Raw genomic sequence first — 22,883 nt, forward strand, 5'->3', positions numbered from 1 at the left:
ATTTTAACCCTATCAGAGTTTTGAACTCTTATAGGATTGTTTATTTTAATTTTTCGTTGTTATGGTGGCGATCGTGGTCGCGATTGGTTTTTAAATCCAGCTTTTTATCGAAAGCTTTTTGAAGGTCGATGCCCGTTTGGTTTGCCAAACATAACACTACAAACAACACATCGGCCAATTCTTCTCCCAGATCTTTATCTTTATCACTTTCCTTTTCGCTTTGCTCGCCATATCTGCGGGCAATAATACGCGCTACCTCGCCTACTTCTTCGGTAAGTTGTGCCATATTGGTAAGTTCGTTAAAATAACGTACACCGTGGTCTTTTATCCAGTTATCTACTGTTTTTTGTGCGTTTTTAATGTTCATTTTAGGTTTTTTATTTTTAATTTAACCCTTTTAACCCTATCAGAGTTTTGAACTCTGATTGGGTTAAAATTATTCACTCAATTATAAAATCAACAATCTCATTAAAATCTTGTGATTGATTGTGATACAGCTTAAAATTATCAATTCCCCGGTAAAAACCAATAACTTCATCTCTTTTTAACAAGGTTTTTTTATCTGAAATAATGGTTCCATAGGAACTCCAAGCATAAAGTTGCGGACTTATTACAAAGCCATGGTTTGCAGGATTATAATGGATCTAATGAATTAGATTTTGAAAATACTTTTCATTGGTCACGCGCTTTCTCTCAAAAGGTGTTTCAAATAAATTCCCTGTACGTTTATATCTTTTATTAATACCCTGTGTGTAGGCATTAAAAAGATGCGAAAACTGTTTTGAAGCATCAATTATTTTTGGTTTTTCCAGGGTCGAATAGGTTAATTCCGCTTCCTTTATCTCATGTTTGTCTTTTATGCGCAGCATTAAGTGAAAATGATTTTTCAACAAACACCATGCATAAGTATCGGCTATGGGGTTTATATATTTTGCATATAATCTTAAAAAATAATTGTAGCTTTCGGTCTCAAAAAAAACATAACAACTGTTGTTTCCTCTATTGTATATGTAATAATAATGACCAAAATCCAAACTATCTCTTTTTTCCATTTTTTTATTATTACTCAATTTTTTTTTCAATTAACCCTTCCAGGGTTTTAAACTCTTTTTTTAAAGCTAACCCTTCCAGAGTTTTAGACTCTGGAAGGGTTGAACTATTCTTTGTTTTTAGAATCGATTATAATGGTTACAGGACCATCATTTATTAATTCCACTTTCATATCGGCACCAAATTGACCGGTTTGTATTTTTCTTCCAGAATCTATTTCAAGTTGTTGAACAAAGCTTTCGTAAAGCGGCATGGCAACATCGGGTTTTGCCGCTTTGATGTAGCTGGGTCTATTCCCTTTTTTTGTAGAAGCGTGCAATGTAAACTGACTTACAACGATGGCTTCTCCTTTAATATCCAACAAGGATCTGTTCATGACGCCTTCATCATCTGCAAAAATGCGAAGGTTGGCAATTTTGTTGGTCAGCCAATTAATATCTTCTTGGGCATCGTCATCAACAACCCCTAAAAGAATCAAAAGTCCTTCTGAAATGGAAGCCACTTTTTTACCTTCAATGGTAACGCTTGCTTTTAAAACTCTTTGAACGATTACTTTCATGCCCCTAAATCCCCAAAGGGACTTTTATTATAGAACTGATTTAAACTTTTATTTTAAAAAATTTACAAGGTTTTGATCCCGATTGTTATCGGGACTTGCAGGTTAACCGAGTACTCATATCGAACCATTATGCTGAAGTTAATTTTTCCCCTTTGGGGAAATGCCCGAAGGGCAATGGGGCTTATTCCCAAGTATCTGTTCTATAATGGGCGTCTTCACCCTCCACAATTTGCAAATAACTTCTATATCTTGAAGCGGCTATCCCATCATGATCCAACGCTTGTTTTACAGCACAATCCGGTTCGTGCAAATGCAAGCAATTATTAAACTTACAATCTTGTTTTAATTTGAAAATTTCAGGAAAATAATCACCTATTTCTTCTTTATCCATATCAACCACACCAAATCCTTTAATACCAGGGGTGTCAATAATTTTGGCTCCAAAACTTAGATCGAACATTTCTGCAAACGTAGTGGTATGCTGCCCTTGACTGTGCTGTGTTGAAATTTCTTTTGTCTTTATATTTAAGGAAGGCTCTATGGTATTGACCAGAGTAGATTTTCCTACCCCAGAATGGCCAGAAAACATGCTTACCTTATTATGCATCAATGCTTTTACCTTATCAACATTTTTACCTGTTGTAGCCGAAACGCCTATACATTCATAACCAATTTTCCGGTATATGTGTGCTAAAAATTTCATTTCATTTAACGTTTCTTCATCGTAAGTATCCATTTTATTGAAAAGCAAAACAGTTTTTATGGAATACGCATGGGCGGTTACCAAAAACCGATCGATAAAACTGGTTAATGTGGGCGGATTGTTAATGGTTATCATTAAAAAAACCTGATCGATATTGGCAGCTATAATGTGGGTTTGCTTTGATAAGTTTACCGACTTCCGAACAATGTAATTGCTTCGGTCGTGAATGTTATGTATAACGCCAGACACCTGATTGTTATCGGTTTCCAACTCAAAATCCACATAATCGCCCACGGCGATCGGGTTGGTACTTTTAATGCCTTTTAAACGGAATTTCCCTTTAATACGGCACTCGTAAGTCTCGCCCAATTCGGTTTTTACGGTGTACCAGCTTCCTGTGGATTTATAAACGAGTCCTGTCATTCCATTAATTTAGAATAGTACAAATTAACAACTTTTCAATTTAACAAAAAATGTATATTAGCGAGATAATTCAAAAATCAACAACATGAAAAAATTATTATTAGTAATTGGATTCGGACTGGTTTTATCATTAGATTCTTTTTCACAAGTAGAATATAAAGTGATAACCAGCGTAGAATCCATTGTACCAAGCGGATTAGGACGTTCACGAATCGTGAGTGCCAATGAAAATAAAAATTATAAAGATTACACATCTACCCAAACAGAAGATGACAATAGCCGCAATAAATCGGACCGAAGTGACATTCGCGTTAAGGATTTTGACGAAACCAAGCTATTGAATTTTTATAATATTGGTGGCATTCGTTTTCAAAACATTGCAGCCAACGATGCTGTTATTACCTCTAAAATAAACACGATGGTGGAAGAAGGTTGGGACTTGGCTTTTGTAACCAGTGCTGTAGAAAGCGATGCCGGAAAAGACGACGGACAAGGTATTTTTATTACCCGTTATATTTTTAAAAGGAATAAACAACAGTAATATAAAAATTTAGGAAGCTGTCTAAAAAAATACAATGGCCTTTGTCTGGTCGAGCGCAGTCAAGACCTTTTTGATAGTCGAAAAGTTGAAGTTCTCGACTGCGCTACCATTGACAAGTATTTTATATATTTGTTTTTCAAATATTTAAATATCACTCAAATTTTAAAAACACCCCTAAAGTCCCCTCTAGGGGACAATCCATACTTTCAAATTTTCAGTTTCAAATTCTATTTAATTGTCAACAATATCGCTTGATAAATTTTTTTATCTGTTGCCTAGAACGGACAGGATATGTTACTTTTTAGACAGCTCCTCTAAATCTATCCGTTAATAATCTTTTCTTGATGATTAATAGATTCTTGATGGATTGCTTTAAACATTTTCAGAATAAACTCTTCACTCAGTCCTCTAGACTCTCCTTCCAAAACCATTTTACCTAAAATCTCGTTCCAACGTTTGCTTTGTAATACCGCAACGTTTTTCTGCTTCTTAAGAACTCCGATACTATCGGCAGATTTCATTCGCTTACCAAGCAAATCGATAATTTGATTATCAACCACATCAATTTGCGCTCTTAAATTATCAAGTTGTTTGTTATAATCAGCTTCCGGATCGGTTTCTTTTCTAATTTTCAAATCTTTCATAATTTGAACCAAGGCTTTTGGCGTTACTTGTTGTGAAGCATCACTCCATGCATTGTCTGGATCGAAGTGTGTTTCAATCATCAATCCATCAAAATTCAAATCCAATGCAGTTTGGGACACATCAAAAATCATATCCCGTTTCCCTGTAATATGCGACGGATCGTTAATTAAAGGAATGTCCGGGTATTTGTTTTGAAACTCAATGGCCAATTGCCATTCTGGATTGTTTCTGTATTTCGATTTTTCATACGTTGAAAACCCTCTGTGAATCGCTCCAATATTTTTCACGCCCGATTTGTAAATCCTTTCAATACCACCTAACCACAACGCCAAATCAGGGTTTACCGGATTTTTAATCAACACAGGTTTATCAGTTCCTTGCAACGCATCCGCTATTTCTTGCATGATAAACGGACTAACGGTAGAACGTGCTCCAATCCATAACATATCCACATCATGTTCCAAAGCAAGTTTAACATGCGCAGCATTCGCAACTTCGGTACAAATTTTCATACCCGTTTCAGCTTTTACTTTTTGCAACCATTTTAAGCCCAATGCACCAACGCCTTCAAACATTCCCGGACGCGTTCTTGGTTTCCAAATACCAGCTCTAAAATAACTGACATCCGTATTTTTTAGCTCGTGCGCTATTTTTAAAACTTGCTCTTCAGTTTCAGCACTACAAGGGCCTGCAATTACCAACGGATGACTTAAATTCAAATCATCCAACCACGTTCTCATTTCTTTTTTGTTTTCCATAATCTTTTGTAAAAATTCAAAAATCAAATTCCAAATCCCAAAACTTATATCGGGCTACCATTGGAATTTGGCATTTATTAATTGGTATTTATTTTTATATAACTTCTAATATTTAATATAATACTTTTAACTTTAATTTGGGCGTTCCCACAAGGGTCGGGCTTTGCGCTACAAGTCCTCGCTCGTACCTCGCTGTGGGCTTTCCACTTCAATCCCTAACGCAAGCAATCAGCTATTATTCAGCTTTTACTTTTTTTCTGCTACTTTAAATAATTCCTTTTAAAATATCCTTTATATGATTGGTTTCTTTCATTTCATTAAATATAGCATCAAAATCATCACTTTTCATTAAATCCTTAAAATGAGTTAGGTTTAAAATATACTCTTCCAAGGTTTCAATCACATTCTCTTTATTTTGCTTAAAAATGGGCGTCCACATTTCGGGCGAACTTTTTGCCAAACGCACCGTGGAGGCAAATCCACTTCCAGCCATATCAAAAATATCACGTTCGTTTTTTTCTTTATCAATCACCGTTTTACCCAACATAAACGAACTGATGTGCGATAAATGCGATACATACGCAATATGCTTATCGTGTGCCACCGGGTTCATATACCGAATACGCATCCCAATACTGGTGAACAACTCCAATGCTTTTTCCTGAAGCTTAAACGTGGTTTTTTCAACCTCGCAAACAATATTGGTTTTGCCGACAAACAAATCGCTAATGGCGGCACTAGGACCCGAATGCTCGGTCCCCGCAATAGGGTGCATCGCTAAAAAATTTCTGCGTTTCGGGTGGTTTTCTACCACTTTACAAATAGCTTCTTTGGTGGATCCTGCATCTACCACCAAACCGGTATCTGGTATCTTGTCCAAAATGGTTGGCAATAACTTTACGGTAGCATCCACTGGAATACAAACAATCACTAAATCAGCATGAACAAGATCGTCTAAAGTGGCTTTTTTATCAATCAATTTAAGTGATAAGGCTTCATTTAAAGTGGCTTCCTTTCTACTAATACCGTGAATCACCACTTCTGGATATTTCTTTTTAATATCAATAGCCAAACTACCGCCTATTAACCCAACTCCTATAATGTATATGTTTTTCATTCTCCTCTCCCTAACCCTCTCCGAAGGAGAGGGAACTATTACGGATTTTACTTTTTACTGTATTACTCTTTATTTTTTCTATTTTCTGCAACTGAATACTGCGACTGCAAACTCACTTCACCCGTGCAATAGCTTCTTCCAAAACCTCGGTGGAGGCACATAACGAAAACCGAATATAGCCTTCGCCTTTACTCCCAAAAATAGTTCCGGGCGTTATGAATATATGATTGTTTTTCAATATTAAATCAATATATTCTTCCGACTTAACAAATGGTGGCAGTTTTGCCCAAACAAAAAGTCCCGTTGCATTTTGGTCATACGTGCAATTTAATGCATCAGCCAATTGCCATACCAAATCCCTGCGTTGTTTATACACATTATTTAAGGTGACAAACCACATTTTTGAACATTTTAAGGCTTCAACCGCTCCTTTCTGGATGCCGTAAAACATCCCAGAATCCATATTGCTTTTTACCTTCAAAATATTATTGATGTGTTTACTATCGCCAATCACCATACCTACACGCCATCCTGCCATATTAAAGGTTTTGCTTAACGAATTCAATTCCAAACAAACTTCTTTTGCGCCTTCAACCTCTAAAATACTCCTCTGGTTATCATTTAAAACAAAGCTATACGGATTGTCGTTAACAATTAAAATACTATGTTTTTTACCAAACGCCACCAACTCTTCAAAAACATACTTACTTGGTTGCGCACCAGTTGGCATGTGCGGGTAATTGACCCACATCAGTTTTACTTTGCTTAAATCCAATTTCTCTAAAGCCTTAAAATCCGGCATCCAGTTGTTGGCTTCATCAAGCTCATAAAAAACAGGTTTTGCACCTACTAAATTGGTTACCGATTGGTAGGTTGGATACCCTGGATTTGGTATTAAAACCTCATCCCCTTCATTCAAATATGCCATCGAAATATGCATAATCCCTTCCTTACTTCCCATTAATGGTAAAATTTCGGTGGACGGACTTAAATTCACATTAAAATGTTCTTTGTAAAACCAAGCCATGGCTTCGCGCAACTCGGGCAAGCCTTGGTAACTTTGGTATTTATGGGCACTTGGGTTTGAAAACCCCGCATTCAAAGCATCAATCACTTTTTGTGGCGGTTGCATATCTGGGCTACCAATACCTAAATTAATAATGGGCTTGCCACTTGCAATAAGAAGGTTTACCTCTCTCAATTTTTTTGAGAAGTAGTATTCTTCAACGGTGTTTAATCTGTTCGCTGCTTCAATCATTTTTTGGCATTTTTATATTCGCCCAAAACTTTAAATCCTTGTGCCATAATATCTATAATGGATTTTGCTTTTTTAAATTCCTCATAAGTTTCAAAAGTAACATCCACAAAAAAGGCATACTTCCAAGGTGTTTCAACAATGGGCAACGACTGTATTTTTGTTAAATTGAGTTTGCAATCGCTCATCACATTCAAAATAGCCGCTAAACTGCCTCGTTTATGGTCGGCTTCAAACCGAACCGATGCCTTGTTTATTTGGTTTTCCGGCACTTCGGAATTGTTGCGCTTTACAATTACAAAACGGGTTTCATTATGTTTTATGGTCTGGATGCTACGTGCCAAAATATCCAACTCAAAAATTTCGGCAGCAATAGTACTCGCAATAGCCCCTACGTTTTTTAGTTGTTTTTCCTGAATGCGTTGCGCTACTTCGGCGGTATCCTTATCTTCAATCAACTTAATATGCGGATGCAGTTTAAAAAATTCCATACACTGTAATAACGCCATGGGGTGCGAATACACTTCCTTGATTTCCTTAATGTTCTGATTGGGCAATGCCATTAAATTGTGCTGGATATCCAAATAATGTTCGCCTACAATGTGCAGCCCAAATTTGTTGATCAACGCGTAATTCGGGATGATAGAACCCGCAATGGAATTCTCCAAAGCCATGATAGCAGCATCACACTCTTTGGTAATTAAAGAATCGACTACGCGGTCGAATGTTAAACATTCTATAGCGTCAACAGGCTTGTCAAAAAATTGCTGTGACACAATATGATGAAAAGATCCTTTTACGCCCTGTATGGCCACTGTTTTTATCATATACAAAAAAAAGTCCCGATTTTCATCGAGACTTAGTATTAAAATTTATGCTTATAAATTATACATACAAGGTCTCGTTTTTTCTAATAAAGAAAAAATAAAATCCGCTAAAATATGTATAAGTTGCTGTTGCCTTCATAATTATGTGGCTAAAGTAATTAATATTTCAAGAAATCAAAACAGGATAAAACCTTTTTTTCATATTTATTAAAAGTTTTAAATATTTTACAGCAAAACTTACATTACATTGGATAATCATTATTTTTGGATAAATAATTTTAAACATGTCGATACAGGTAGAAGGTATTTCGAAACTTTACGGAAACCAAAAAGCATTGAACAACATCTCTTTTAAGGTGGAGAAACCAGAAATTGTTGGGTTTTTAGGACCCAATGGAGCCGGGAAATCCACTATGATGAAAATTTTAACAACGTATCTTGACGCCAACGAAGGTTTGGCCAAAGTAAATGGCTTTGATGTGAGTGGCGATAAGCAACACGTACAGCAAAGTGTTGGCTATTTGCCCGAGCATAACCCGTTGTATTTAGACATGTATGTTAAGGAATATCTAGCCTTTAACGCCGATATTTATAAGGTAGGGAAACAACGTATTGAAGAGGTTATTGAGCTTACCGGGTTAACTGCCGAAGCCCATAAAAAAATAGGACAGCTCTCCAAAGGGTTTCGCCAGCGTGTTGGGTTGGCAAATGCGATGTTGCACGATCCTGAGGTTTTAATTTTAGATGAACCTACCACTGGCTTGGACCCGAATCAATTGGTGGAAATTAGAAACCTCATCAAATCCATTGGTAAAACTAAAACGGTATTTCTTTCCACACATATTATGCAGGAAGTAGAAGCCATGTGCGACCGTGTGATTATTATTAACAAAGGAGAAATTGTAGCGGATAAAAAATTAACGGAACTACGCGAAAGCAAAGAACAAACGGTAATTGTGGAGTTCGATTACCGGGTTGAAGATGTGTTTTTATTAAAACTACCAAAAGCAAAAACCGTTGTGAATACGCATAATTTTGTTTATGAAATTACATTTGCCACTGCCGAAGATATGCGCTCGCATGTGTTTGACTTTGCGCACGACAATAAATTAAAAATTTTACAGCTCAACCAAAAAAATGCGAGTTTGGAGGCGCTTTTTAGGGAGTTGACTTTGAAGTAATGGTGGGTTTTTAGTTGTGATTTTTTCATTATTAAGCCCATTAATTATAATTACAGCAACATCTTGTTTAGAAAAATAAAACTGTGAATAAAATTTGTGAAAACACATTCAAAAAATTTAATTTTAAAGGTTGTACTTCCTGTAACGATTATTTCTTTCGAGATTTTCACTAAATGGTAGTATGTTGCACCAGTTGATGCACCAGATTCTGTAATGATTGGATTTCCTTTACCCTATTTTTGTGAAGGTTGGCACACCTCAGGTTCTGAACAATTTTTCATCTTAGAATTTTTATTTGATTTCTTTTTATATTTCATGTTTTGGCTTCTAATAATTTATTTGATTAATGGATTTATAGTGAAAATTCAGTTCAGTAAAATATTTAGAGTTACATTACTTGTAATTGCATTTTTACTTTTATTAACTAATGGAATTTTCACTTTTATGCCAGAAAACGTTTTTTCAATAAAAAGAGAATTCGGAATAGAAATAAAAGAAAGTCAATATAAGTTTATTTGGCAAAATATTTTAAGACCAGAATTAAGATAAAAAATCCGGGTAATAAATACGATGTGGAATTTGCCAACTGAGGTAATTATCATATTGAAAATTAAATATTATCTGATAAGTGCTTTAAATAGCTGATAGGCTGCGTTAGGGATTACCCATACATTTTATTGTTGATTTGGAAATCGTGAATGCTTCGCTTTTGAAGCGGTATCCTTTTTAAAACTTAGGAAAACGAACTTTGGACAGAACTGAAAATTGGCAGATTGCTTTGTCGTGCCTCCGCCTTGACGTTTTAAAAAGATATAACGGAAAGCCCGACCTCCCGATAGCTATCGGGATGGTAACGCCCAAAATTGTATTGAAAATATGACCAAAATCATCTTTACTAAAATATCTAGACGGTAATTTTGCAGCATCATATTTTAAATTATTAACAAAACCGCATTGTTTTTCGTTAAAAACATCTTAATCGATTATCTTTGCTACACTACAAAAACAAGACATGAGTAAAGGAATTTATGTGGCTACCATTGAACCTAACAGCGGAAAATCTGTGGTTGTTTTGGGTTTAATGCGCATGCTTTTAGGGAAAACGGCGAAAGTTGGTTATTTCAGACCCATTATTGAAGATTTGGATTCGGGCGAAATGGATAACCATATCAGTACGGTTTTATCGCATTTTGAGATTGATATCAATTATAAAAAAACATACGCTTTTACCAGAAATGAGGTACTTGATTTGTACAATCAAGGAAAATCGGGTGATGCGATTGACGAAATCATTAAAAAATACAAATACCTTGAAGAACGTTTTGATTTTGTTTTGGTTGAAGGCACGGACTTTTCGCACGAAAACTCCAGTATTGAACTGGATTTGAATATTTTAATTTCAAAAAATTTAGGTCTTCCGGTTATTATCGTGATGCAGGGAGATAAAAAAGATAATAAGGAAATTGCTGATAGCGTTCAATTGGCGTATGATACTTTTAGAAATTCTGTGGATGTGCTGTCGATAATGACCAATAAAGTAGACCCAAAAGAAGTTTCAACCTTAAAAACGCTTTTGCAGAAACGCATCCATATTGATACGGATATTACGGTTATCCCTAAAATACATTCGCTATCCAGCCCAACGGTTAAAGAGGTTATTAAATTACTGGACGGGAAAGTGCTTTTTGGAAAAGACATGCTAAACAATCTTATTGATAATTTTAGCGTGGGCGCTATGCAATTGCGCAATTACCTAACGCATTTAAAAGAGAACGGTTTAGTTATTACGCCTGGTGATAGAGCCGATATTATTTTAGGGGCTTTACAGGCCAACATCTCTAAAAATTATCCGAAGATTTCTGGGATTATTTTAACAGGTGGACTGATTCCCGAAGAACCTATTTTAAAACTTATTGAAGGTCTTTCTAGCGTGGTCCCCATAGTCAGCGTTAAGGATGGCACGTATTCCGTTACCAATCACATTGGAAGTATAAAGTCTAAAATATACGCTGAAAATACCGAGAAAATTGAAACGTCCATCTCTACGTTTGATATACATGTGGACACCGATAAATTGGCAGACCATTTAATTACGTTTCAATCGGACATATTTACACCCAGAATGTTTCAGTACAATTTATTGCAACGTGCGCTTAAAAATAAAAAACACATTGTGTTGCCCGAAGGTTATGATGAACGTATATTACAAGCCGCAGCACGATTGATAAATGCACAGGTTGTTGATTTAACGCTTATTGGCGAAGAAAGCAAGATTAAAGAACGCATTGAAAAATTCGATATCCCTTTAGATATCAACGATATAAATATTGTATATCCGCCAACTTCACCACACTTTGATGATTATGTAAATACGTATTATGAATTGAGAAAACATAAAAACGTTAATTTGGAAATGGCACGGGACGCCATGTCGGACGTGTCGTATTACGGCACCATGATGATTTATAAAGGGCATGCCGATGGTATGGTCTCTGGCGCGGTGAACACCACACAACACACTCTGCTTCCGGCATTGCAGTTTATAAAAACGAAGCCAGGGGTAAACATCGTATCGTCCATTTTCTTTATGTGTTTGGAAGATCGGATTTCTGTTTTTGGAGATTGCGCCATCAACCCAAACCCCAATGCTAAGGAATTGGCAGAAATTGCCATTTCATCGGCACAAACCGCGAAAGGATTTGGCATTGAACCAAAAATCGCTATGTTATCCTATTCGTCTGGAGCTTCCGGAAAAGGCGCTGATGTTGAAAAAGTGAGGGAAGCTACCGAAATAGTTAAAGTCCAAGAGCCAACCTTAAAAATTGAAGGCCCAATCCAATACGATGCTGCTGTAGATATGCGGATAGGAAAAAGCAAATTGCCAGGTTCTGAAGTTGCTGGTCGTGCAAGTGTATTGATTTTTCCAGATTTGAATACGGGCAACAATACCTACAAAGCGGTACAAAGAGAAACAGGAGCATTGGCAATCGGACCCGTTTTACAAGGATTGAACAAACCTGTTAACGACCTAAGTAGGGGCTGTACCGCAGACGATATTTACAGCACCGTTATTATAACCGCCATTCAAGCACAAGACATTTAAAACATGCAAGTACTTATATTAAACTCTGGGAGTTCGTCCCTAAAGTTTCAGTTATTTTCAATGCCCCAAGAAACCATTCTGTGTTCGGGCATCATAGAGCGCATAGGGATGGACGATGCCCTTTTCAAATTTAAAACGGAGAAAAATTCCATTGAATTTGAATCCAAAATTTTAAACCACAAAGCGGGATTAAAATTAGTGGCCGAACATCTTTTGGATAAAAATACAGGCATTATAAAAGCTCCCGAAGACATCGCTATTGTGGGTCACCGTGTAGTACATGGCGGTATTTATTTTAGTAACACCACCGAAATAACACAAGAAGTTAAGGATAAAATAAAAGAGCTGTCTTCTTTGGCACCACTACACAATCCTGCGAATTTGGAAGGTATTGAAGTTGCCGAAGATATATTTCCTACCGCCAAACAAGTGGCTGTTTTCGATACGGCATTCCTTCAATCCATTCCGGAAGTCGCTTATAAATACGCCATTCCTAATGAGTTTTTAACCAAACACCACATTCGGGTGTATGGTTTCCATGGCACAAGCCATAAATACGTTTCAGAAAAAGCGATTGATTTTTTAGGTAAAAAGGAATCGAAAATCATTACCATCCATCTAGGCAATGGCTGTAGTATGACCGCTGTTAAAAATGGTAAAAGTGTGGACCATTCCATGGGATTTTCGCCGTTGGGAGGTTTGATTATGGGCACGCGTTCTGGCGATATTGACCCAGCCCTTACCTTCTATTTAGCCGAAAAACTAAACTACGATTTAAACGATATCAATACCATGTTGCTTAAAAAAAGTGGGATGTTGGGACTTACGGGCTTTAGCGATTTGAGGGATATTGAAAGTGAAGCGGCGAAAGGAAACAAAGATTGCATATTGGCTTTACAAATGAATGCGTATCGCATAAAAAAATACATTGGTAGTTATGCCGCCATTTTAAACGGATTGGATGCTATTGTTTTTACAGCTGGTATTGGCGAAAATTCAAACTATATGCGCCAATTAATTTGTGAAGATCTAAACTTTTTAGGCATTCAACTAGATATGGATAAAAACAATAAGCGTTCCAAAGACATTCGAGCGATAAATAAGGAAGGTTCCAAAACCAAAATCTTGGTAGTGCCAACCAATGAAGAATTGGAAATTGCCAAACAGGCGGTAGATTTAATTAAAAATTAACTTTCCTTTATAGAGCTGTTCAACATTTACAATGGGCGGATGTGTTATAGCAATAACATTCCCCGTACCGGATATGGCACCTATTAGGGATTGCTGCGGATTTACAATGATATCGTTTGAGCTTCGATTCCAAAATACCACATTTTGGGCCATCAGATTTTGCGCTTCAAAGCGCGACGTACCTGCTGCCAAGGTTATATTTAAGTCGGTTGTTTTTCCTGATACAAAACAGTTTGAGATGTTATTGAATACAGCGCTGAAAGAGTTGTTGTCTATTTGCAGTCTGAAATTTCCGTTGGTAAAAGTATCTGGAGCATTATAATCTTCCGCTAAAATAGTTAAGCTTGGGTATGTTAAAACCCCATCCGAACGCACCTCGTATTGTGTGGAGCTCCGTATTTCGGTTATATTTGGTGCTGTAACATATACTTTGGTTATTCCATAAGTGCGTACATAATTGCAGCTATTGTTATCGGTAAGAATCAATTTTCCGTCAACAACAATAGCTTTTACATCATTTAACAAATTTTTACCGGTTTCAACAACAACTTTTTGTTCCACACCTTCTTTAATGATGAGTTCAATATCCCGATTCACTAAAATTTTATCAAAAACTGGTACTGAAACTTCCTGCTCAATGACGGTTCCCGTAGTTTGAAAACAATCGCCTGCATTTTCACTATTACAGGAAAATAGTAGAATTAAAATAAATATGTTTAATAGTTTTTTCATTTTTTTTGTCATTCCTGAGGATGTAGAAATCTGTTTTTATGTTTTTAGTTTTTCATCATGAGATTCCTGCTTGCGCAGGAATTTACAAGCGAACGCCAATACCAATTTCTACCGCTTCAGCTTTTGCCCCATGCGATTTCAGCGTTATAGCACCAAACCATTTTTCGTTTATATAACGTTTTAAGCCCAATCTCAAATAGGTTCTTCCTTCAAAATCAAACGGATAATACACATAATACCCTATCTGCGTTTCTAAAGATGTTTTATTGATAAACAATTCATGGCCTACAAAAACCCCCACACGTTTATAATCTTCATTTCCCGACACATTTTCCTCAGGAAACGACACGCTTTTGTAATAAATAAGCTCTTTCAAAAAGTTTGAAAAAAACACATCGGATCCAAATTGTAGCGCACTTTTAACATTGATACGCTTATCGGCATACGCAGAAACTATATAAAATGGAAACTGACCACTACCAACTACATCGCTTTCATTAACACCGCCTCTAAAAACTACATTGTATTTTATGGGTTGGGTGAATGTCTCTTTTTCGCCATCGGCAATCGTGGTGATATAAGCTGGTTCCTCATCCTCTAAATTATAAATAACCCCCAAATTTAAAGTAATGGAATTTACGCTGGCATTGGGCGCCTTTACATTCGCATTGGAATAATGGATTAAAGAAACCCCGGCCTGCAACCCGAAGTTATCGATAATGCGCTCCTTTTTATAATTAAGCATCATCATGGTGCTGCTTAAAAGATGCGTACCAAAAGCGATATTTCTATAGTTGGCTTCTTTATCGTATGGTTTTGGCGTGTACCCAATGCCTTGACCGATTCTGAACATGACATTCCGATTAAAAAAATAGAAATTATAATGCGCGTAAAGCGATGTATTGTTTCCCAACACCTCATTTTTAAGGTCTTGATAGATAAATGTAAAACCATAATCGGGATAATTATAACGCTGTTCCCAATCGTTAAACCCATACGTTTTTTTGTTCCAACTTAAAATAACACCTTCCGGATGCCCGTTTATTAAATGCAGAATATCATTATTGTGCAATGCGATGTTTCCTTTGAAATAGTTAACATCTACGTAAGAGGTCTGTTGTTTTTCTTGTGAAAAACCAAATAGTGTTGATACTAAAAAAGTGTAGGTTAAAAATGGCTTCATGAAGGGTTAGCTGTTAGGCAAAAATAACGGAATATTTAAAACAACTGTGATGCAATCGCTTTTATATTATCACTTTTTCCCATAGAGTAGTAATGTAGCACTGGCACACCAGCCGCTTTTAATTCTTTGGATTGCTGGATGGCGAACTCAATACCAACCTGCCTAACCGCAGCGTTGTCTTTACAACCCTCAACGGCATCAATTAAATCTTGCGGTAAATCTATTTTAAAAACCTGTGGTAATATTTGTAAATGGCGCTTTACGGCTATGGGTTTAATTCCCGGAATAATGGGTACATTTATACCTAGTGCTCTTGCTTTATCTACAAACCCAAAAAACTTAGTGTTATCAAAAAACATTTGGGTAACTATATAATCGGCACCTGCATCCACTTTCTCTTTTAAGCGTTTTAAATCGGTTACTAACGAAGGCGCTTCCATGTGTTTTTCAGGGTATCCCGCAACCCCAATGCAAAAATCGGAATTATGCTCCACCACCACATCATCATGCAAATACTTCCCTCTGTTTAAAGCAGCTATTTGCGCTACCAATTCGCTGGCAAAACAATTGCCCCCTTCTACAGGTTTAAAATAAGCTTCATCTTTCATGGAATCGCCACGTAAAGCCATCACATTATCGAGTCCTAAATAATGGCAATCCACCAAAACATATTCGGTTTCCTCTTTTGTAAAACCACCACAAAGCAAATGCGGAATGGCATCAACGCCATATTTATGCATAATAGATGCGCAAATTCCCACCGTTCCCGGGCGCATACGGGTAATGCGTTTATCTAAAAGTCCGTTGCCCTTATCAATATAAACATACTCTTCCCTAGAGGTTGTTACATCAATAAAAGGCGGATTAAATTCCATCAGCGGGTCTATATTGTTATATAGATCCTGAATATTTTTACCTTTTTGCGGTGGAATAACTTCAAAAGAAAACAATGTTTTCCCGTTTGCTTTTTTTATGTGATCTGTTACTTTCATGAGCCTCCCAAACCCCTCCAAAGTAGGGGCTTTAAACAAGTATTTTAAATTTCTGTCTTTAGGATTTAAACAATACATCCCAAAGGGACTTTTTAATTGTTAATCCTATTATTATTTTGGGCGTTACTACTCGCTTATACCTACAAGGTTTTTAGAAACCTTGCAGGAAACGCTCGCAGTCGCGCTTTCCGCTATATCTTTTTTTCGTGCCTCAAAAAAGGATGCCGCTTCAAATGCGAAGCATTCACGATTTCAGATTTATCAAAATAAAATGCATGAGTAATCGCTAACGCAAATTAAAGCAATAACTTTTTAACGGCTTCATAATCTTCTTCATATTCCCAATAAATCCATCTCCCATCAACATAATCGGTTAAAATATATTTTTCACTAACCGATTTTATTCTCCTACCCTAACCCCTCCGAAGGAGGGGAACCAAAACCGCAATCGCTCTTCACCTAGCCTTTTTTGATCGCTAAATATGTCTTTTCATATTGTTTTTTTACCAGACCTCACAGGTTTTGAAAACCTGTGAGGTCTAAACTGCTCATTGGCTCCTCCCCTTCGGGGAGGCTGGGTGGGGATTACTCCTCCGCAATCACTGGATGCAACCACTTTCTAGCCTTCTCCTTAGTGATGCCTTTTCTAACCGCATAATCGGTTAGCTGGTCATTCGTAATTTTTCCTAAGCCAAAATATTTTGCTTCTGGGTTTCCAAAATAATAGCCCGAAACCGCGGCGGCTGGCCACATGGCCAAACTTTCGGTTAGTGTGACGCCAATAATTTTTTCAACATCCAACAGACTCCAAATGGTTTCCTTTTCCAAATGGTCTGGACATGCGGGATACCCCGGCGCCGGACGAATACCTTTATAACTTTCTTTTATTAAATCGTCGTTTGTTAGGTTTTCATCTGTAGTATAGCCCCAATGCTTCGTTCGTATTTGTTTATGTAAATACTCCGCTAAGGCTTCTGCAAATCTATCGGCAATGGCTTGTGCCATTATCGCACTATAATCGTCTTCTTTAGCTTTATAACTATCGGCCAGTTCTTGTGCGCCAAAAATAGCAACGCAAAACGCACCCATATAATCGGTTTTCCAAGTTTCCTTTGGCGCAATAAAATCGGCTAAAGCAATGTTAGGAATCCCTTCTCTTTTACTTAATTGCTGACGCAACGTTCTAAAAACGGCTATTTCCTTTCCTTTTTTCTGAATGGAAATATCATCATCATGAATCGTATTTGCTTCAAACAATCCGAAAATCGCTCTTGGTTTTAATAATTGCTTCGCAATAATGTCTTCAACCATGTCTTGAGCTTCTTTGTAAATAATGGTTGCTTGCTCACCAACAACTTCATCAGTTAAAATATCTGGGAACTTACCATGTAACTCCCAACTTCTAAAAAACGGGCTCCAATCTATAAAAGGCTCTAATTCTTTTAAGCTTAATTGCTTTAAAACTTGAATACCCAATTCGTTTGGCTTTACAATTTCAGATGTTTCCCAATCTATCTTATATTTTCTTTTTCGGGCTTCATTAATTGAAATATATGATTTCTCTTTGCCACGTTTTAAAAACTTTTTGCGAAACTCATCGTAATCCTTTTTTAAATTTGCCACATAGTCGTTGGCGCTTTTCTTGTTCAATAAATCGCCAACCACTGTTACCGCTCTCGATGCATCGTTCACATGAACCACCGCATTTTTATATTGTGGATCAATCTTAACAGCGGTATGTGCTTTTGATGTGGTGGCACCTCCAATAAGTAATGGCAGCGTAAAATTTAGGCGTTCCATTTCTTTTGCCATATACACCATTTCATCTAAAGACGGGGTAATTAACCCAGACAAACCTATAACATCTACATTATGCGCTTTTGCCTCGGCAATAATTTTTTCAGGTGGTACCATGACCCCTAAATCGACAATTTCGTAATTATTGCATGCCAAAACAACACTCACAATATTTTTACCAATATCGTGCACATCACCTTTTACCGTTGCCATCAATACTTTACCTATGGCCTGTTGAAACTCTCCTTTTTCAGCTTCAATAAACGGATTTAAATACCCCACTGCTTTTTTCATAACCCGTGCCGATTTTACCACTTGGGGCAAGAACATTTTTCCTGCTCCAAACAAATCGCCGACCACGTTCATCCCAATCATTAAATGTCCTTCAATAACATCAATAGGTTTTTCGGCCAGTAATCTGGCTGCTTCAACGTCTTCAATAATAAAGGCATCAATACCTTTAACCAAAGCGTGCGTTATTCTATCTTGAATCGGGTTTTCCCGCCAAGATAAATCGACCCCTTTTTCAACTTTAGACCCTTTTACGGTTTCGGCAAAGTCCAATAATCGTTCGGTGGCATCATCACGCCTGTCTAAAATAACGTCTTCTACGCGCTCTAATAAATCCTTTGGAATATCGTCATAAACCTCTAAAAGTGATGGGTTTACAATCCCCATATTCATACCCGCTTGAATGGCATAATATAAAAACACCGAGTGCATTGCTTCGCGCACGCCATCATTTCCTCGAAACGAAAACGACACGTTACTTACGCCACCACTTACACTAACATTGGGTAAATTTTGTCGAACCCAACGTGTAGCTTCAATAAAATCGATGGCATTTCTTTTGTGTTCATCCATTCCCGTTGCTACAGGAAATATGTTTAAATCGAAAATAATATCTTCTGATGGAAAGCCTACTTTATTGACTAAAATATCATACGACCGCTTTGAAATTTCAATCCGTCTTTCATAATTATCAGCTTGCCCAACTTCATCAAACGCCATAATTACCACGGCAGCTCCGTAGCGTTTTACAAGTTTCGCTTCCGCAATAAATTTTTCTTCTCCTTCTTTTAAGGAAATGGAATTCACCACACACTTCCCTTGTACTACTTTAAGACCCGCTTCAATAATCTCCCATTTAGAACTATCAATCATGATAGGCACACGCGAAATATCAGGTTCGGCAGCAATTAAATTTAGAAAACGTACCATAGATTCCTTGCCATCTATGAGGCCGTCGTCCATATTAATATCAATAATCTGTGCGCCGCCATCTACTTGATGACGTGCCACTGCTAAAGCTTCATCAAATTTTTCTTCTTTAATCAATCGTAAAAACATACGCGAACCAGCCACATTGGTACGTTCACCAACGTTTATAAAATTGCTGTTTTCGTTTAAAACCAAAGGTTCTAAACCAGAAAGTTTCATGTATTTTTTTTGGTTTATTTTCATTTTTTATCTCTTTTAGACCTACAAGGTTTTGAATCCCGATAGCTATCGGGGCTTGCAGGTCTTACATCCACATAATCAATTATTTATAATGCTCTACTATTGGAAATGGTTCATAAAAATGATGCAATAATTTTTTCCATTCTTGATATTCTTCGGGTTTTCTAAATCCGATTTCATGATCTTCAATGGTTTCCCAATTCACTAACAATATATATTTATCTTCCTTTTCCAAACATTTCTTCAATTCATGGGATATATAACCTTTCATTGAAGAAATTATCTTTTGAGCTTCTTGAAAATTCTTTTCAAAATCTAAAGAAAGACCAGTTTTTATGTTTAAAGTTGCTACTTCTAGAATCATGATTACTGTTTTGGTTTAGACCTGTCAGGTTTTAAAAACCTGACAGGTCTATTGAGACTATGCTTCGACTGCGCTCAACGTGTCAGCTTTCCTAGGTTTATATTTTGCAGCAATATTTGCAATGACTTTTATATGTTCTGGGGTGGTACCGCAGCATCCGCCAATAATATTTATCAAATCTTTCTTTAAGTATTCTTCAATTTGCTCGCCCATTTCTTCGGGCGATTCATCATATTCCCCAAAAGCATTTGGTAATCCCGCATTTGGGTGCGCTGAAATAGCAAAATCAGTTTTATTGGCAATGGCTTCTAAATGCGGTTGCAATAAATTAGCTCCCAAAGCACAGTTAAATCCAATAGATAATAATGGGATATGCGATACCGAAATTAAAAAGGCTTCGGCCGTTTGACCTGATAATGTTCTACCAGATGCATCCGTTATTGTACCACTAAGCATGGTTGGGATTTCAATCTTCCTTTCATCCTTAACTTCTTCAATAGCGAATAATGCTGCTTTGGCATTCAAGGTATCAAAAACGGTTTCAACTAAAAGCAAATCAACTCCACCGTCAATTAACGCTTCAACCTGTTGTTTGTAAGCAATACGCAACCCATCAAAAGTTACGGCTCTATAACCTGGGTCGTTTACATCGGGCGACATACTTGCAGTACGGTTTGTGGGCCCGATAGAACCTGCAACGAAACGTGGTTTATTTGGTTCACGCTTTGTAAATTCATCAGCAACTTCTTTGGCTATTTTAGCGGATTGAAAATTCAGTTCATACACCAAATCTTCCATTTGATAATCTGCCATAGCAATGGTTGTCCCCGAAAATGTATTGGTTTCTACAATATCGGCGCCTGCTTCAAAATATTTTCCATGTATGGTTTTAATGGCTTCGGGCTGTGTAAGCGACAACAAATCGTTGTTGCCTTGCAATGGCGTTGGGTAGTCCTTAAAACGTTCGCCCCTAAAATCTTCTTCAGTAAATTTATATTGCTGAAGCATCGTTCCCATAGCACCATCTAGCACTAAAATACGGTCTTGTAAAGCTTTATGTATGTTTGACATTTTTGATGTTTTTTTATCTAAATGTCATCAAGAAAAGTAAAAGAAATACTTTTCGTTATCTTTCCAATATTCCTTAAGAATACGCGTAGAACGTAGCACCTTTCCTGAAAATTCGGGAGGTTGCCAAGGTTTCAACGGGTCTATTCCCTCTACCTTTCTTGATAACACTATAATACGTTTATGAACTCGTGTGCAAAAATACTAACTATATTTTTGTTATCCATACTCCACAAGGTCTTTTTTAGCTTGCAGAAATAATTAAGACTTTATTTAATACCTACCAGGTTTTTAAAACATAAGTGTTCGGAAGTTGAAAATTTTTGATAAACCGTTCCCCTCCTTGGAGGGGCTAGGGGTGGGTTTTATATTTTTCATCTCATTTACAAAATGTTTCTATTAATTTACCCACCCCTAACCCCTCCCAAGAGGGGAAATAAAACGTGTTTAATTTCAAATTAAAAGGTTTTTATCCTTTTTTTGTCAATATTTTGTCTTCAGACCTCACAGGTTTTTAAAACCTCTGTGAGGTCTTGAAAACTTTATAAATAAGCCCAGACCATCATTGTTACTCCTGATAACCTCACTGATGTCTATTTTAATTTCGGATTTGGTGAATATAAATATTTAAGGCGGCATCCTTTTTTGAGGCACGAAAAAAAGATAGAGCCAAAAGCAGGAAGAAACCCCAATAAACAAACCATGAGATAGGGTACAAATTTTTATTACTTTTGAAACATGCAGAAAAAGATTAAAACCATTATTGCACTGTCGTTAATTCCGCAATATTTTTTGGTAAAATGGGCAGCCCATTATCCTGAGTTTATAGAAAGGTATTACAGCAATGGTTTTTACCAATATGTTTCCAAACTTTTTAGATATACTTTGGGTTGGATACCGTTTTCGTTTGGCGATTTGGTATATGCCATCGCTATTGTTTATATTTTAAGATGGATTTATTTAAACCGAAAACGCTTGCGGAAAGATACCGTACAGTGGGCTGTTGATGTGGTAAGTGCGGTGGCAATTGTTTATTTCGCGTTCCATTTATTTTGGGGACTGAACTATTACCGCTTGCCGCTACATAGAAGTCTGGGTTTGGAAGCAGATTATACTACGGAGCAGTTAATTAACGTTACGAAAAATTTGATTGAGAAATCGAACGGCATATATACGGAAATAGCTGGAAACGATACGTTAAAGATTGATATTACGCATAGCAAAAATGACATTTTGGATATGGCTCCTTTGGGATATGCTAATTTAAAAAACACCTTTCCAAAATTAGAATACCACCCAAAAAGTGCCAAAAAATCGTTGTTCAGCTATCCGTTAACCTATATGGGTTTTAGTGGTTATTTAAACCCGCTGACCAACGAAGCGCAGGTTGATGGGTTGATTCCCGTTTACTTGTTTCCAACCACAACATCACACGAAATGGCGCACCAATTGGGGTATGCCGCCGAAAATGAGGCCAACTTTATTGGGTGTTTGGCCGCTATAAATCACGACGATATTTATTTTAAATACTCAGGTTACACCTTTGCGTTACGCTTTTGCCTAAACGAAATAGCGAGACGCGATGAAGTGTTGTTTGACGAACTTTACCAAACCGTGAATAAAGGCATACTGAACAATTACAAAGAAGCGCGCGATTTTTGGGATGCCCATGACAACCCCTTGGAACCTGTGTTTAAAATGACTTATAGTTCGTTTCTTAAGGCCAATAAGCAAACGAAAGGGATGGATAGTTACAGCTATGTGGTGGCGCTTTTGGTTAATTATTTTGAAAATAAATCCATTGAGTAGGGATTTAAAAAATAATAGCCACGAATGTACCAATTTAGATAAAATAGAGTAAAAATCACACCTTCTTAGAAGGTGGCTTTGGATAACCCCCATAGGGGGCGACAGAGACATTGGTCAAAAATCA

Annotated in this window: 19 protein-coding genes and 1 riboswitch; of the genes, 5 read left to right on the plus strand and 14 right to left on the minus strand. The window is 36.9% G+C overall.

Features of this window, described 5'->3' with window-relative positions:
* Nucleotides 1-40: 40 nt before the first annotated feature.
* From ACU1LP_RS02670 to rsgA, 4 genes are all read right to left on the minus strand, one after another.
* Nucleotides 41-367: a nucleotide pyrophosphohydrolase gene (locus tag ACU1LP_RS02670; RefSeq protein WP_445731534.1), complete on the minus strand. Its 327-nt coding sequence runs from the start codon at nt 365-367 to the stop codon at nt 41-43.
* A 277-nt stretch (nt 368-644) separates the two neighbouring features.
* Nucleotides 645-1,052, minus strand: a complete 408-nt coding sequence (locus ACU1LP_RS02675) for a transposase (RefSeq protein ID WP_445731533.1) — start codon at nt 1,050-1,052, stop codon at nt 645-647.
* A gap of 104 nt (nt 1,053-1,156) precedes the next feature.
* Nucleotides 1,157-1,609: a D-aminoacyl-tRNA deacylase gene (dtd, locus tag ACU1LP_RS02680; RefSeq protein WP_445731532.1), complete on the minus strand. Its 453-nt coding sequence runs from the start codon at nt 1,607-1,609 to the stop codon at nt 1,157-1,159.
* A 181-nt stretch (nt 1,610-1,790) separates the two neighbouring features.
* Nucleotides 1,791-2,735 (minus strand): ribosome small subunit-dependent GTPase A, encoded by a 945-nt coding sequence (gene rsgA / locus ACU1LP_RS02685; protein WP_445731531.1) that lies wholly within the window; start codon nt 2,733-2,735, stop codon nt 1,791-1,793.
* A gap of 85 nt (nt 2,736-2,820) precedes the next feature.
* Between rsgA and ACU1LP_RS02690 the strand changes: the two genes are divergently transcribed.
* Entirely contained in the window at nt 2,821-3,276 is a 456-nt protein-coding gene (locus ACU1LP_RS02690; protein WP_445735487.1) for a hypothetical protein, read from the plus strand.
* Between the two features lie 320 nt (nt 3,277-3,596).
* On the opposite strand, the gene ACU1LP_RS02695 is transcribed toward ACU1LP_RS02690, so the two are convergent.
* The 4 genes from ACU1LP_RS02695 to ACU1LP_RS02710 all read right to left on the minus strand — a co-directional run bounded on the left by ACU1LP_RS02695 (nt 3,597) and on the right by ACU1LP_RS02710 (nt 7,878).
* On the minus strand, nt 3,597-4,679 hold the full coding sequence (locus ACU1LP_RS02695) for a chorismate mutase (RefSeq protein ID WP_445731529.1): 1,083 nt from the start codon (nt 4,677-4,679) through the stop codon (nt 3,597-3,599).
* Between the two features lie 265 nt (nt 4,680-4,944).
* Complete coding sequence (locus tag ACU1LP_RS02700; protein ID WP_445735488.1) at nt 4,945-5,796, minus strand: prephenate dehydrogenase; 852 nt, start codon at nt 5,794-5,796, stop codon at nt 4,945-4,947.
* Between the two features lie 112 nt (nt 5,797-5,908).
* Nucleotides 5,909-7,054: a pyridoxal phosphate-dependent aminotransferase gene (locus ACU1LP_RS02705; RefSeq protein WP_445731527.1), complete on the minus strand. Its 1,146-nt coding sequence runs from the start codon at nt 7,052-7,054 to the stop codon at nt 5,909-5,911.
* Nucleotides 7,051-7,878: a prephenate dehydratase gene (locus tag ACU1LP_RS02710; RefSeq protein WP_445735489.1), complete on the minus strand. Its 828-nt coding sequence runs from the start codon at nt 7,876-7,878 to the stop codon at nt 7,051-7,053. The genes ACU1LP_RS02705 and ACU1LP_RS02710 overlap by 4 nt, the downstream gene beginning before the upstream one ends.
* Nucleotides 7,879-8,162: 284 nt before the next feature.
* Between ACU1LP_RS02710 and gldA the strand changes: the two genes are divergently transcribed.
* The 3 genes from gldA to ACU1LP_RS02725 all read left to right on the plus strand — a co-directional run bounded on the left by gldA (nt 8,163) and on the right by ACU1LP_RS02725 (nt 13,353).
* Nucleotides 8,163-9,059 carry a gliding motility-associated ABC transporter ATP-binding subunit GldA gene (gene gldA, locus ACU1LP_RS02715; RefSeq protein ID WP_445735490.1) on the plus strand — a complete coding sequence of 299 codons (897 nt, stop codon included), beginning with the start codon at nt 8,163-8,165 and terminating at the stop codon, nt 9,057-9,059.
* A 1,012-nt stretch (nt 9,060-10,071) separates the two neighbouring features.
* Entirely contained in the window at nt 10,072-12,162 is a 2,091-nt protein-coding gene (gene pta, locus ACU1LP_RS02720; protein ID WP_445735491.1) for a phosphate acetyltransferase, read from the plus strand.
* 3 nt (nt 12,163-12,165) lie between these two features.
* Nucleotides 12,166-13,353: an acetate/propionate family kinase gene (locus ACU1LP_RS02725; RefSeq protein ID WP_445732319.1), complete on the plus strand. Its 1,188-nt coding sequence runs from the start codon at nt 12,166-12,168 to the stop codon at nt 13,351-13,353.
* Here the strand turns inward: ACU1LP_RS02725 and ACU1LP_RS02730 are convergent.
* From ACU1LP_RS02730 to ACU1LP_RS02755, 6 genes are all read right to left on the minus strand, one after another.
* On the minus strand, nt 13,339-14,085 hold the full coding sequence (locus tag ACU1LP_RS02730) for a head GIN domain-containing protein (protein WP_445732318.1): 747 nt from the start codon (nt 14,083-14,085) through the stop codon (nt 13,339-13,341). The genes ACU1LP_RS02725 and ACU1LP_RS02730 overlap by 15 nt on opposite strands.
* Before the next feature lie 82 nt (nt 14,086-14,167).
* Nucleotides 14,168-15,268, minus strand: a complete 1,101-nt coding sequence (locus tag ACU1LP_RS02735; RefSeq protein ID WP_445735492.1) for an acyloxyacyl hydrolase — start codon at nt 15,266-15,268, stop codon at nt 14,168-14,170.
* A 35-nt stretch (nt 15,269-15,303) separates the two neighbouring features.
* Nucleotides 15,304-16,260 (minus strand): methylenetetrahydrofolate reductase [NAD(P)H], encoded by a 957-nt coding sequence (gene metF / locus ACU1LP_RS02740; protein WP_445732321.1) that lies wholly within the window; start codon nt 16,258-16,260, stop codon nt 15,304-15,306.
* Between the two features lie 585 nt (nt 16,261-16,845).
* Entirely contained in the window at nt 16,846-19,521 is a 2,676-nt protein-coding gene (gene metH / locus ACU1LP_RS02745) for a methionine synthase (RefSeq protein ID WP_445735493.1), read from the minus strand.
* Nucleotides 19,522-19,600: 79 nt separating this feature from the next.
* Nucleotides 19,601-19,882 (minus strand): antibiotic biosynthesis monooxygenase family protein, encoded by a 282-nt coding sequence (locus ACU1LP_RS02750; protein ID WP_445732314.1) that lies wholly within the window; start codon nt 19,880-19,882, stop codon nt 19,601-19,603.
* 57 nt (nt 19,883-19,939) lie between these two features.
* On the minus strand, nt 19,940-20,953 hold the full coding sequence (locus ACU1LP_RS02755) for a homocysteine S-methyltransferase family protein (protein ID WP_445732313.1): 1,014 nt from the start codon (nt 20,951-20,953) through the stop codon (nt 19,940-19,942).
* Between the two features lie 52 nt (nt 20,954-21,005).
* Nucleotides 21,006-21,121, minus strand: a riboswitch (SAM riboswitch).
* Between the two features lie 567 nt (nt 21,122-21,688).
* On the opposite strand from ACU1LP_RS02755, the gene ACU1LP_RS02760 reads away from it, so the two are divergent.
* Nucleotides 21,689-22,759: a DUF3810 domain-containing protein gene (locus ACU1LP_RS02760; RefSeq protein ID WP_445733727.1), complete on the plus strand. Its 1,071-nt coding sequence runs from the start codon at nt 21,689-21,691 to the stop codon at nt 22,757-22,759.
* Nucleotides 22,760-22,883: the final 124 nt, after the last annotated feature.

This window comes from Mariniflexile sp. (assembly GCF_052728615.1).

Excerpts from the sequence above, each read along its gene's own strand:
- ACU1LP_RS02670 (WP_445731534.1), bottom strand. The coding sequence starts at position 367 with ATGAACATTAAAAACGCACAAAAAACAGTAGATAACTGGATAAAAGAC.
- ACU1LP_RS02675 (WP_445731533.1), bottom strand. The coding sequence starts at position 1,052 with ATGGAAAAAAGAGATAGTTTGGATTTTGGTCATTATTATTACATATAC.
- dtd (WP_445731532.1), bottom strand. The coding sequence starts at position 1,609 with ATGAAAGTAATCGTTCAAAGAGTTTTAAAAGCAAGCGTTACCATTGAA.
- rsgA (WP_445731531.1), bottom strand. The coding sequence starts at position 2,735 with ATGACAGGACTCGTTTATAAATCCACAGGAAGCTGGTACACCGTAAAA.
- ACU1LP_RS02690 (WP_445735487.1), top strand. The coding sequence starts at position 2,821 with ATGAAAAAATTATTATTAGTAATTGGATTCGGACTGGTTTTATCATTA.
- ACU1LP_RS02695 (WP_445731529.1), bottom strand. The coding sequence starts at position 4,679 with ATGGAAAACAAAAAAGAAATGAGAACGTGGTTGGATGATTTGAATTTA.
- ACU1LP_RS02700 (WP_445735488.1), bottom strand. The coding sequence starts at position 5,796 with ATGAAAAACATATACATTATAGGAGTTGGGTTAATAGGCGGTAGTTTG.
- ACU1LP_RS02705 (WP_445731527.1), bottom strand. The coding sequence starts at position 7,054 with ATGATTGAAGCAGCGAACAGATTAAACACCGTTGAAGAATACTACTTC.
- ACU1LP_RS02710 (WP_445735489.1), bottom strand. The coding sequence starts at position 7,878 with ATGATAAAAACAGTGGCCATACAGGGCGTAAAAGGATCTTTTCATCAT.
- gldA (WP_445735490.1), top strand. The coding sequence starts at position 8,163 with ATGTCGATACAGGTAGAAGGTATTTCGAAACTTTACGGAAACCAAAAA.
- pta (WP_445735491.1), top strand. The coding sequence starts at position 10,072 with ATGAGTAAAGGAATTTATGTGGCTACCATTGAACCTAACAGCGGAAAA.
- ACU1LP_RS02725 (WP_445732319.1), top strand. The coding sequence starts at position 12,166 with ATGCAAGTACTTATATTAAACTCTGGGAGTTCGTCCCTAAAGTTTCAG.
- ACU1LP_RS02730 (WP_445732318.1), bottom strand. The coding sequence starts at position 14,085 with ATGAAAAAACTATTAAACATATTTATTTTAATTCTACTATTTTCCTGT.
- ACU1LP_RS02735 (WP_445735492.1), bottom strand. The coding sequence starts at position 15,268 with ATGAAGCCATTTTTAACCTACACTTTTTTAGTATCAACACTATTTGGT.
- metF (WP_445732321.1), bottom strand. The coding sequence starts at position 16,260 with ATGAAAGTAACAGATCACATAAAAAAAGCAAACGGGAAAACATTGTTT.
- metH (WP_445735493.1), bottom strand. The coding sequence starts at position 19,521 with ATGAAAATAAACCAAAAAAAATACATGAAACTTTCTGGTTTAGAACCT.
- ACU1LP_RS02750 (WP_445732314.1), bottom strand. The coding sequence starts at position 19,882 with ATGATTCTAGAAGTAGCAACTTTAAACATAAAAACTGGTCTTTCTTTA.
- ACU1LP_RS02755 (WP_445732313.1), bottom strand. The coding sequence starts at position 20,953 with ATGTCAAACATACATAAAGCTTTACAAGACCGTATTTTAGTGCTAGAT.
- ACU1LP_RS02760 (WP_445733727.1), top strand. The coding sequence starts at position 21,689 with ATGCAGAAAAAGATTAAAACCATTATTGCACTGTCGTTAATTCCGCAA.